This is a genomic window from Streptomyces sp. NPDC055140 (assembly GCF_053607285.1).
Genome location: NZ_JBSGTG010000019.1, coordinates 26377 through 37963, shown reverse-complemented (window position 1 = coordinate 37963; position 11587 = coordinate 26377). Strand labels below are relative to the sequence as shown.

General features: G+C 71.3%; 11 protein-coding genes. 10 read left to right on the top strand and 1 reads right to left on the bottom strand.

The features are described from left to right. Positions 1-53: 53 nt before the first annotated feature. Positions 54-1571: an AMP-binding protein gene (locus ACWFR4_RS30805; RefSeq protein WP_453655483.1), complete on the bottom strand. Its 1518-nt coding sequence runs from the start codon at positions 1569-1571 to the stop codon at positions 54-56. A 170-nt stretch (positions 1572-1741) separates the two neighbouring features. Here ACWFR4_RS30805 and ACWFR4_RS30800 point away from each other — a divergent pair, with 170 nt between their 5' ends. The 10 genes from ACWFR4_RS30800 (at position 1742) to ACWFR4_RS30755 (ending at position 11586) form a co-directional block, all read left to right on the top strand. After that, complete coding sequence (locus ACWFR4_RS30800; protein WP_453655482.1) at positions 1742-3004, top strand: aromatic ring-hydroxylating oxygenase subunit alpha; 1263 nt, start codon at positions 1742-1744, stop codon at positions 3002-3004. Between the two features lie 115 nt (positions 3005-3119). After that, a complete protein-coding gene (locus ACWFR4_RS30795; protein ID WP_453655481.1) occupies positions 3120-4475 on the top strand; it encodes a M20 family metallopeptidase in 1356 nt (451 codons plus the stop codon). Then, a complete protein-coding gene (locus tag ACWFR4_RS30790; protein WP_453655480.1) occupies positions 4472-5452 on the top strand; it encodes a DODA-type extradiol aromatic ring-opening family dioxygenase in 981 nt (326 codons plus the stop codon). The genes ACWFR4_RS30795 and ACWFR4_RS30790 overlap by 4 nt, the downstream gene beginning before the upstream one ends. After that, on the top strand, positions 5449-6297 hold the full coding sequence (locus ACWFR4_RS30785) for an IclR family transcriptional regulator (RefSeq protein WP_453655479.1): 849 nt from the start codon (positions 5449-5451) through the stop codon (positions 6295-6297). The genes ACWFR4_RS30790 and ACWFR4_RS30785 overlap by 4 nt, the downstream gene beginning before the upstream one ends. 137 nt (positions 6298-6434) lie before the next feature. Beyond that, on the top strand, positions 6435-7451 hold the full coding sequence (locus ACWFR4_RS30780; protein WP_453655478.1) for an NAD(P)/FAD-dependent oxidoreductase: 1017 nt from the start codon (positions 6435-6437) through the stop codon (positions 7449-7451). 5 nt (positions 7452-7456) lie between these two features. Beyond that, a complete protein-coding gene (locus tag ACWFR4_RS30775; protein WP_453655477.1) occupies positions 7457-7777 on the top strand; it encodes a 4Fe-4S dicluster domain-containing protein in 321 nt (106 codons plus the stop codon). Continuing rightward, entirely contained in the window at positions 7774-8580 is an 807-nt protein-coding gene (locus ACWFR4_RS30770) for a 2-keto-4-pentenoate hydratase (RefSeq protein WP_453655476.1), read from the top strand. Before ACWFR4_RS30775 ends, ACWFR4_RS30770 begins: the two co-directional genes overlap by 4 nt. Continuing rightward, the gene (locus tag ACWFR4_RS30765; protein ID WP_453655475.1) at positions 8577-9527 is read left to right on the top strand and encodes an acetaldehyde dehydrogenase (acetylating); all 951 of its coding nucleotides are present in this window, start codon (positions 8577-8579) and stop codon (positions 9525-9527) included. The genes ACWFR4_RS30770 and ACWFR4_RS30765 overlap by 4 nt, the downstream gene beginning before the upstream one ends. Continuing rightward, positions 9524-10549, top strand: a complete 1026-nt coding sequence (gene dmpG, locus ACWFR4_RS30760) for a 4-hydroxy-2-oxovalerate aldolase (RefSeq protein ID WP_453655474.1) — start codon at positions 9524-9526, stop codon at positions 10547-10549. The genes ACWFR4_RS30765 and dmpG overlap by 4 nt, the downstream gene beginning before the upstream one ends. Beyond that, a complete protein-coding gene (locus tag ACWFR4_RS30755) occupies positions 10546-11586 on the top strand; it encodes an LLM class flavin-dependent oxidoreductase (RefSeq protein ID WP_453655473.1) in 1041 nt (346 codons plus the stop codon). Before dmpG ends, ACWFR4_RS30755 begins: the two co-directional genes overlap by 4 nt. Position 11587 lies beyond the last annotated feature (1 nt).

Here is an 11587-nt window from a genome sequence, read left to right as displayed (position 1 = left end):
CGCGGGGAACTGCGCGACCAGCCACAAGCCACCCACACTCCGGCCGGCAACCCTCACCCACCGAGTTCGCTGCTGTACCGATCCCACGTCACCTCCGTCACCCCCCGCTCCCGCAGCACCCCTTTCCGAACCTTCCCGGTCTCTGTGAGCGGCAACGCCCCCACCACATCCACATACCGCGGCACCGCAAACGCAGGCAGCTCGAGCGCACAGTGCCGCACAAGATCGGCCGGGTCCACGGCGGAGCCTGCGCGCGCCACGACCGCCACCATCACCTCGTCCTCCGCCAGCTCCGACGGGACCGGAAACGCCGCCACCTCCGCGACCGCGGGATACGCGCGCACCGCGCTCTCCACCTCGTACGAGGAGATGTTCTCGCCGCGCCGCCGGATGCAGTCCTTGAGGCGGTCGACGAAGCGGAACCAGCCGTCGGGGTCACGGACGACCCGGTCACCGGTCCGGCGCCAGGCGCCGGGCAACGGCTCCGGCTCGCCCAAGTAGCCCGTGGCGAAAGCGTGTTGCTGCTCGGTGCGGACGACGAGTTCGCCGGGCGTGCCGTCCGGGACCGGTGAGAGGTCCGCGCCGACGACCCTCGCCCCGAAGCCGTCGCGCACCGTGCCCATGTACCCCGGGCGGCAGTCCTCCGGGGCGGAGCCGATGACGAGGTTGGTCTCCGTGGAGCCGAATCCGTCGACGAGGGCGACACCGAACCGCTCCCGGAACACCTCCCACAGCGCTGCCGGTGTGCCCGGCCCGAGCCCGCGCCAGGCCCGGTGTGCGCCGTCGCCGGGTCCCGGCGGCTGCGCGAGCAGCATCGGCACCATGGCGCCCAGAACGTAGACGCAGGTGGCGCCGGTCTCCGCAGCCCGCGACCAGTGGCGTGAGGCCGAGAACTTACGGTCGACCACCACCTGCGCCCCCACTGTCATCGCCTGCGCCAGCGCGTGCAGGGCGTTGGTGTGGAAGAGGGGCAGGCACGTGTAGAGGGTGTCGTCGGCGGTGAGGCGGAGGGCGTCGGCGACGTTCCGGCCCCACCAGGCGAACTGGGCGTGCGGACAGCGCACCCCGCGCGAGGGGCCTGTGGTGCCGGAGGTGAAGAGGACGGCGGCGGTGTCGCCGGGCCGCGACGGGTAGGCGTCGATCGGCTCCGTTGACGCCCCGGGCACCGGCGCGTCGCCGGAGCCGGCCACCCATACCTGTCCCGCGTACCCCACTTGCGTCGCACGCTTCGCCAACTCCGGCTCTGTGTAAAGAAATTGCGGATCGGCCTCGCGCAGCGCATGGCGCAGCAGCCGCCCGTGCAGCGCCGTGTTCAGCGGCACCACGACCGCGCCGAGCCAGGCACAGCCGAGGACCAGGTCGGTCATTTCGACGCGGTTGGACAGCAGCGCGGCGACCCGGTCCCCCGGGCGGCAGCCCCGGGCCGCCAGCGCGCCCGCCATGGTGGCCGCGGCCGTGCGCGTCTGCGCGTAGGTGCGCCGGGCCCCGTCGATGGTGAGGAAGGTCCTCTCGCCGTGGCGTTCGGCCGCCGCGTCGACGAGGGCGGGGATCGTCATCGTCATGCGCTTCATGGGCGGATGCTGTCCGCCAGCGATCCGGCGAACAAGGGCGGCGGTTCGCTGACCGGTCCACCCTGGTCACGGTCCGCTCACCGGAACAGGCCCATAGGCGGACGCCGCGCCGCGCCGGATGCTCGTGCCGCACGACGAACAGCAGCGCAGGAGCAGGAGGCCATGGCGAGATGACGACGAGTGAGCAAGCCCCCGCCGCGAAGGAACCCGCCAAGGGGACCGTCAAGGAGCCCGTCAAGGGGGCGGCCCGGCCGCGGCGCGCGGCCGCCGACAAGATCGGCCGGCAGGACTGGTCGTCCTGGCCCCACTACGACAAGGCGGCGTCCGGGTTCCGCGGGTACTGGTACCCGGTGACCTGGTCGACCCACATCACCGAGAAGCCCCTCCCGTTCACGATCTGCGGTGAGAAGATCACGCTGATCCGCGACGGCGGCACGGCGTACGCGCTGCACAACCGCTGCCCGCACCGCGGTGTCCCGCTCTCGGAGGGCGATCAGCAGTTCCCCGGCACCGTCAGCTGTCCATACCACGGCTGGACCTTCGACCTGCCCACGGGCAAGCTGTCGGCGGTCATCACCGACGGCCCCGGCTGCCGGCTCACGGGCAAGCTCGGCGTGCGTACGTTCGCGGTCGAGGAGCGGCTCGGCATGGTCTGGGTGTACATCCCGGTCACCGACGAGGCGCCGCACCCGATCGACGAGCAGCTGCCCGAGGAGCTGGTCTCGAACGCCTTTGTGATGGGTGGCCGCATCGAGCCGCGCGGCGGCAACTGGCGGTTCGCCTGTGAGAACGGCTTCGACGAAGGGCACGCCAAGTACCTGCACCGGACAGCGCTCTGGCGCCTCTTCAAGCCGATGCCGACCTGGAACATCACCCGGATCGTGCCGCAGGGCCGCTGGATCTACCGCGTGCAGGACGAGGTCCACTGGGATGCCGACTTCCCGGGCGTCGGACGGTGGTCCAACAAGCGGTGGTGGAAGAAGCAGCCGCCCAAGGAGACGTTCAACCTCGGCAACACCGGCAAGGCCGACGCCGTCGACCCGGTGATCGAGGCCCAGGAGTTCCCCGGCTTCGCGTCCCTGTCGATGCCCGGCGTGCTGCGCATCGCGTACCCAAAGTTCATCCACTACGAGTTCTACGTCCCGGTGGACGCCGACAACCACCGCTACGTCGGCGTGATGGTCAACTTCACGCAGGGCTGGGAGACCCTCCGCTTCTACGGCAAGTACCTGGGCGCCATCCGCTGGCTGTTCCACGGCGAGTTCTCCGGCCAGGACGCCTGGATGGTCGACGTGACCGACGCGCCCCCGGAGAAGCTCTACCGCCCCGACGTCTCGCTGACCGCCTGGCGGAACCTCAGCGAGGAGGAGTACGACAAGAAGCTCGCCGCGGCCGGAGTCACCGGACCCGCCGCAACGGAAGAGGAGGCCTGACCATGGCCCGCACCCTGCTCAAGCTCCTGGTCGGCGCCGCGATCGCCGTGGCTCTGCCGCGCGCGAAGAAGCGCTTCGCGCGGACCACGATGACCCAAGTCCACCGGGTCAACCAGTGAGCGCCGACGGTCTCGCGGGGCTCGACGAGCAGCGTCGCGCCTGGGCTCAGGAGGCCTGGCAGCACGTCACCGACGAGCGGCTGCGCGACCTGATCGTGGGCCTGGTCGGTATCCCGAGCCCGACCGGTGACGAACGGCCGCTCGCCGAGCACATCGCCGCCACGCTCGCGTCCGTCGGCCTGCGCGCGGCCTGCCAGCCGGTCGACGGGCGGCAGGCGAATGCCTGGGCCCGGCTCGAAGGTGACGGCACGGGGCCCGACCTGATGCTCTACGCCCCCATCGACACCCTCACGGTGGGCGAGGAGAGCGAGGACCTGCCGTGGATCGGTCCTGAGCTTCGCGAGGACATGCGTCCGCGGGCCACCGTCCACGACGACCTGGTGACGGGCCTCGGCGCCTCCAACCCCAAGGGCCACGCGGCCTGCGTGATGATGGCCGCCGAGGCGATCTCACTGGCCGGCATCCCGCTCACCGGGGACCTGGTCGCCGCGTTCGGCGCGGGCGGCATGCCGACCAACGCCCGGCCGGGCAGCGACCGCCTCAACACCGGTCAGGGCACGGGCTGTTCCTTCCTTCTCGAACAGGGTGTGTGGACCGATTACGCGGTCATCGCCAAGCCGGGGTGGACGGTGTCATGGGACGAGGTCGGCCTCGTGTGGTTCGAGGTGACGGTCCACGGCACCCACACGTACGCGGGCTCGCGCCACCGGCTCCCGTACGACAACGCGATCGACCGGGCCGGTGACGTCGTACGGCATCTGGAGGAGTGGTTCGTCGGGTACGCCGAGCGGCACACCTGCGGCACCGTCGCCCCGCAGGGCATCGTCGCGTCGATGCGCGGCGGCTGGCCGCGGATGGCCGCGGTGACGCCGGCCGTCTGCACCCTGCGCGTCGATCTGCGGATCAGCCCGGACACGCCTCCGATGCAGGCCAAGCGTGAATTCACCGCCGCAGTGGATGAGTTGAAGCGGAAGTCGCCCGGCCTCGACGCCACCGTGGAGATGATCCTGGCGATCCCCGGCACGCGGACCAGCCGCGAGAGCTGGGTCTTCCGCAGCGCGGCCGCGGGGTGGGAGGCCTTCGAGGGCCGCCCGCACGAAGTCGTGGGCGGTAACAGCGGGGCGACCGACGCGAACATCCTGCGCGGGCGTGGCATCCCGACAGTGCGCGTGGGCATGCCGAAGGTGACCGATGCGCCTTTCGACATCGACTTCGCCCGTGGCATGAACACCGTCTCCGTACGGGAGATGAAGAAACTGACCCGCCATCTGATCCGGACGGCCGTCGACACCGTGACCCGCTCCCGCACCGAGCTGCAATCCCGCGAAGCGCAGGAAGGAGCAACGGCATGACCGAGATCGTGCTCGGCGTGGGGGCCTCCCACAGCACCCTGATGAACACGCACTGGGAGGAGACCTTCCACAAGGACCGTGCCGAACGCTTCCGCGACGCGCTCGCCACGGCACGCGACGAGCTGGCGAAGGCCCGGCCCGACACCGTCGTCCTGGTCGGCTCCAATCACTTCCGCGGGTTCTGGCTCGACCTGATCCCGGCCTTCACGCTCGGTGTCGGCGAATGCGTCGCGAGCGGCGAGTCCGGCACTCCGAAGGGCCCGCAGCCCGTGGACGTGCCGCTCGCACAGCACCTCGCCGACTCTTTGGTGGAGGGCGGCCGTTTCGACGCGGCGTTCTCCGCGCGCCTGCAGATCGACCACGGACAGTCGCATGCGATCCAGTACCTGCTCGACGGTCTGGACGTGGAGATCGTGCCGCTGGTGGTGAACGTCTTCGCGCATCCGCTGCCGACGCTTGAGCGGTGTGAGCAGCTGGGCCGGGCGATCCGCGAGGCCGTGCTCGCGTTCCCGGGCGAGCAGCGGGTCGCGGTGGTCGGCTCGGGCGGGCTCTCGCACCGGCTGCCGTGGCCGGACTGGCGTGATCCGCACGGCGAGGACGAGGAGTTCATGGTCGGCGCCTGGCTGAACGGCCGGGAGAACTGGCAGGACTACGACGCCCGCCGCCGCGAGATCATCCGGGCCGCCGAAGCCGCCCTCACCCCGGAGTTCGACGACGAGTTCCTGACGCTCCTCGAACGCGGCGAGGCACACAAGCTCACCGCGTACACGACCGAGGAACTGGAGAAGGCGGCGGGCAACGGTGCTCAGGAGCTGCGTACGTGGCTGCTGATGGCCGCCGCGCTCGACCATGCGCCCGCGCGGCGCCTTGCGTACGAGCAGATGCCCGAGTGGCTCACCGGGATGGGGGTCGCCGTCCTCGATCCGAAGTCCGAAGAGAACGCGGACACGGGGATAGCATCCGGGCCGCGGGCATGAGTCTCCAGGCGGGAGGGCCGATGGTCGAGCGGTGGCACCCGCCCGCGCAGCCGCACGGATTCCTGCTCGGCCGGCGCCCCGCCGAGCCGGAGCCAGAGGTCGAGTCCGGCACCGACCCGATGAACTCCGTCCTGGGCAAGGTCCGCCCGATCCTGGAGGCTTTCACCGCCGACGACAGCGCACTCCCGCTGGCCGAGCTGGTGCGCCGGTCGGGGGTCGCCAAGGCCACGGTGCACCGGCTCGCGCAGGAGCTCGTCACCTGGGGGCTGCTGGAGCGGGAGGGGTGCGACTACCGGCTCGGACTGCGCCTGTTCGAGTTGGGGCAGCGGGTGCACCGGCAGCGGATCCTGCGCGAGGCCGTGCAGCCGTACATGGAGGATCTGCTTCTGATCACCCGGGAGACCATCCACTTCGCCATCCACGACAGCCTGGACGTCGTCTACCTGGACAAGATCTTCCCGCACCGCGGGCTGAACGCCGAGTCCCGGGTGGCGGGCCGGCTCCCTCTGTACTGCACGGGGACGGGCAAGGCGATCCTGGCGCACTCGCCGCCGTCGCTCTTCGTCGACGTGGTGCGGGGCGGTCTCAAGCCGGTCACCCGGCACACGGTCGTCTCGCCCGGCCGGCTGCGTGCCCAGCTCGACCGGATCCGGGAGGAGGGCATCGCCCTGGAGAGCGAGGAGATCCGGCTCGGGTACGCGAGCCTGGCCGTACCGGTGTTCGCCGGGCGGACCAGCCTGGTGGGCGCGCTGTCCATCACGGCGCCCACGTACCGGATGGACGCGGCCGGGCACGCGGCGGCGCTGCGGACCGCGGCGCTCGGCATCGGGCGATCGCTGGCCTGAGCGTCGCGAACGTAGGGAGGGGGCCCGCCGCTCGGCGGGCCCCCTCCCTACGTTCGTTCTCCTTCGGCTCGGCACCGTCCTGCTCACCGGAACGACTCCGTAGGTAGGACCGCCCGTTCTTCTTACGCTCGGCGACCATGAGCCAACTCACCGACGCCACCGGCGAATCCGACGACGTCGAGGACACCGACGTCCTGATCATCGGCGCCGGTCCGGCCGGCCTCTACGGCGCCTACTACGCGGGCTTCCGCGGCCTGGACGTCACCGTCATGGATGTCCTGCCGCAGCTCGGCGGGCAGATCAGCGCGATGTACCCGGAGAAGCCGATCTTCGACATCGCCGGGTTCCTCTCCGTGCGCGGCCGCGACCTGGTGGACGGTCTCGTCGCCCAGGCCGAGCCGTACGCGCCCCACTACCTGCTCGGCCACCGGGCCGCCGAGCTGACGCACGAATCCGACGGCTGTCCGGTCGTCCGCACCGACCAGGGGACGGCGGTGCGTGCGCGGGCCGTCGTCATCACCGGCGGCGTGGGAACGTTCACGCCGCGGCCGCTGCCCGCCGGGGAGGACTTCCTCGGCCGGGGCCTGGAGTACTTCGTGCCGGACCCGTCCGTGCACGCGGACAAGGACGTGGTGGTCGTCGGCGGCGGCGACAGCGCCTTCGACTGGGCGGCCCTCCTCGCGCCGATCGCCCGTTCGGTGACTCTGGTCCACCGCACCGCCCGCTTCCGCGCGCACGCCGCGTCCGTCGAGAAGGTCCGCGCCCTCGGCGTGGAGATCGTCACCGACAGCGAGGTGAGCCGCCTCATGGGCGGCGACCGGGTGGAGCAGGCGGAGATCCGGCACCGCACGACCAAGGAGACCCGTCTGGTGCAGGCCGGCACGGTCGTCGCGGCGCTCGGCTTCCTCGCGGACCTCGGCCCCTTGCAGCACTGGGGGCTCGACCTCCAGGCCCGGAAGATCACGGTCGACACCCGGATGGCCACCAACCTGCCCCGCGTGTTCGCCGCGGGCGACATCACCGACTACCCGGGCAAGGTCCGGCTGATCTCGGTCGGCTTCGGCGAGGCCGCCACCGCCGTCAACAACGCGGCCACCGTCATCGATCCGGAGGCCGCCCTGTTCCCCGGGCACTCCACGGAGAAGGAGCACTGACAGTCATGGCGTACGTCATCGGCGCGTCCTGCGTCGACATCATGGACCGGTCCTGCATGGAGGAATGCCCGGTCGACTGCATCTACGAGGGCGAGCGGAAGCTCTACATCAACCCGATGGAGTGCATCGACTGCGGGGCGTGCGAAGTGGCCTGCCCCGAGCAGGCGATCACCGTCGACCGCAAAGCCGACCCGGACTTCCGCGAGGACAACCGGCGCTTCTTCGTGGACGTCCTGCCGGGGCGGGACACCGCGCTCGGCTCGCCCGGCGGGGCGAACGGGCTCAGCCCGGTGGGCATCGACACGGCACTGGTGAGTGCCCGATGAGCGCCGCCGACGTGACCAAGGCGGCGGACGCGCTGCTCGCCGCCGAGCGGTCGGGCATCGCCTGCCCGCCCGTACGCTCCCTGCTCGCCGACGGGGACCTCGACGCCGCGTACGCGGTGCAGCGCGTCAACGTCGAGCGCGGACTCGCGGCGGGGCGACGGATCGCCGGGCGTAAGATCGGACTCACCTCGCCCGCAGTCCAGGCCCAACTCGGCGTCGGACAACCGGACTTCGGCACGCTCTTCGCCGACATGGCGGTCCCGGACGGCGGCACCGTCCCGGCCGGGCGGCTCATCCAGCCGAAGGTGGAGGCCGAGGTCGCCCTCGTGCTCGGATCGGATCTGCCGCACCGCGACTGCACGGTGGCGGACGTGATCCGGGCGACCGACTTCGCTCTCGCCGCGCTGGAGATCGTGGACAGCCGCAACGCCGACTGGGACATCACCATCGTCGACACCGTCGCCGACAACGCCTCCAGCGGCCTGTACGTGCTCGGCGGCACGCCCGTGCCGCTGTCGGGCCTGGACCTGCGGGCCGTACGGATGACGATGACGCGCGACGGCGCGGCGGAACCGGTGTCCGAGGGAACGGGCGCCGACTGCCTCGGCGGCCCGCTCAACGCCGCCGCCTGGCTTGCCTCGACGCTGGCCGCGGCGGGGGACCCGTTGCGCGCCGGGGACGTCGTGCTCACGGGAGCGCTCGGGCCGATGGCGGTCGCGTCGCCCGGTGACCGTTTCGAGGCGCGCATCAGCCAATTCGGCCGTATCAGCGTGACGTTCGAGCAAGAAGGAGAGACCGCATGAGCAGTACCCGTACCAAAGTCGCTGTCATCGGGTCGGGCAACATCGGCACCGACCTGATGATCAAGATATTGCGGCTCTCCGAGAGCCTGGAGATCGCCGCCATGGCCGGCATCGACCCGGACTCCGACGGCCTCGCCCGCGCCCGCCGCCTCAAGGTCGCCACCACGCACGAGGGCGTCGAAGGCCTGGTCAAGATGGATGAGTTCGCCGACGTGGAGTACGTCTTCGACGCCACATCTGCCGGCGCACACCGTCACCACGACGAGGTGCTGCGCCCGCTGGGCCGCACCCTCATCGACCTCACCCCGGCCGCGCTCGGCCCCTATGTGGTGCCGCCGGTCAACGGCGACGCCCACCTGGACGCCCCGAACGTCAACATGGTCACCTGCGGCGGCCAGGCCACCATTCCCATGGTCGCCGCCGTCAACGCGGTCACGCCCGTGCACTACGGCGAGATCGTCGCGTCCATCGCGTCGCGTTCGGCCGGGCCCGGCACCCGCGCCAACATCGACGAGTTCACCGAGACCACCTCTCACGCGATCGAGCAGGTCGGCGGCGCGGCCCGTGGCAAGGCGATCATCGTCCTCAACCCGGCCGAACCGCCGCTCATCATGCGGGACACGGTGCACTGCCTGGTCGGCGGCGCGTGCGACGAAGCCGCCGTCACCGCGTCCATCGAGGAGATGGTCGGCCGCGTCCAGGCGTACGTGCCCGGCTACCGGCTCAAGCAGAAGGTGCAGTTCGACCGCGTCGCCGACGACGACCCGCTGCGCACGCTCGTCCCGTCCGGCGCGGACGCACCCGTGAAGGTGTCCGTGTACCTCGAAGTCGAGGGCGCAGCCCACTACCTTCCCGCCTACGCGGGCAACCTCGACATCATGACCTCGGCCGCACTCCGCACGGCGGAGCGCCTGGCCGCGCACCACGCGACGGAGGCCGCCAAGTGACCAGCCTGTACGTCCAGGACGTGACCCTGCGGGACGGCATGCACGCCATCCGCCACCGTTACACCGTCGAGCAGGCCCGCACCATCGCCGCCGCCCTCGACACGGCCGGGGTGCGCGCCGTCGAGGTCTCGCACGGCGACGGCCTGGCGGGCTCCAGCGTGACCTACGGTGTCGGCGCCCACACCGACTGGGACTGGATCGAGGCGGTCGTCGACTCGGTCCAGGAGGCGATCCCCACCACCCTGCTGCTGCCCGGCATCGGCACCGTCCAGGACCTCAAGCAGGCGCACGCGCTGGGCATCCGTTCGGTGCGCGTCGCCACGCACTGCACCGAGGCCGACATCTCCGCCCAGCACATCGGTGCCGCACGCGAGTTGGGCATGGACGTGGCGGGATTCCTGATGATGTCCCACATGGCCGAGTCCGCCGAACTCGCCCGCCAGGCCAAGCTCATGGAGTCGTACGGCGCGCACTGCGTGTATGTCACCGACTCCGGTGGCCGTCTCACCATGGACGGCGTCCGCGACCGGCTGCGCGCCTACCGCGAGGTCCTCGACCCCGACACCGGCCTTGGCATCCACGCCCACCACAATCTCGGTCTGGGCGTGGCCAATTCGGTCGTCGCCGTCGAGAACGGCGTAACCCGTGTCGACGCCTCGCTCGCCGGCATGGGCGCAGGCGCCGGCAACTGTCCGCTGGAGGCGTTCATCGCGGTCGCCGACCTGATGGGCTGGGAGCACGGCTGTGCCCTGTTCCCGCTGATGGACGCCGCCGACGATCTCGTACGTCCCCTGCAGGACCGCCCGGTCCGCGTCGACCGCGAAACCCTGAGCCTGGGCTACGCGGGTGCGTACTCCAGTTTCCTGCGCCATGCCGAAGCGGCGGCGGAGCGGTACGGCCTCGACACCCGGGCGATCCTGGTCGAGGTGGGCGCCCGCGGTCTGGTCGGCGGCCAGGAGGACATGATTACCGACATCGCCCTCGACCTGACCGGCAACCCGGCCGCCCCGGACACCAAGTGAGCGCCACTCCGGGCAAGTTGAGGGTAGGCATCCGCATCCCTCCCTGTGATCGTGCCGACCGGATCGTCGAGATCGTGCGCAGGGCCGAGGCGCACGGCTTCGACGACGCGTGGTTCCCGGACTCCCAGCTCCTGTGGCGGGACGTGTTCACCACCCTGACCGCCGCCGCTCTCGGCACCGAACGCATCGGCCTCGGCACAGCGGTGACGAACCTGGTCACCCGCCATCCGGCCGTCGTCGCCTCCGCCGCACGCAGTGTGGCGGAGCTCGCGCCGGGACGGTTCACCCTCGGGCTCGGCGTGGGCAACAGCTCCGTCGGGCCCGTCGGCCTGCGCCGGAGCACGACCACGGCGATGCGTGAGGGCCTCGCCCTGCTGCGGGCCCTCCTGGACGGCGAGGAGTGGGACTTCGAGGGCCCGGCGGGCGCGGTGCGCTCCCGGCTGCGCGACCCGCGTCCCGAGGTGCCGCTCCATATGGCGGCGAGCGGGCCGAGGAACCTCCGGCTCGCCGGTGAAGTCGCCGACGGCGTCGTCCTGTTGAGCGGCGTCTCGCCGCGCACCCTGGCGGGCGCCACTGCCCGGGTGCGGGAGGGTGCCGAGGCGGCGGGCCGCGACGCGGGCACGGTGCCGCTGACCGTGTCCGCGTACTGCGCGGTGACCGACGACATCGAGGCGGCGGCCCGGCAGATCAAGCCCATCTGCGCCTCGATCGCCCAGAACGGCGGAGCGCCTTTCCTCGCTCTCGCAGGCATCGACGTCACCGTGCCCGATGTCGTCGAGGGCGTGTACCCGGATCTGGTGCACGCCGAGGACTGGGAGGCCGCCGTCAAGGTGACCTCGGCGTGGGTCAGTGACGAGGCAGCCCTGCGGTTCGCCGAGGAGTTCTGCGTGTTCGGCACCGCCGACGACATCGCGGGGCGGCTGCGCGCCCTGTACGCCGATGGCGTGAGCGGTGTGTTCCTCCAGCACGTCGGCTCGTACGAACCGCCCACCGAACTGATCGAAGCCGTCGGTGCCTCGGTGCTGCCGGCCCTGTGAC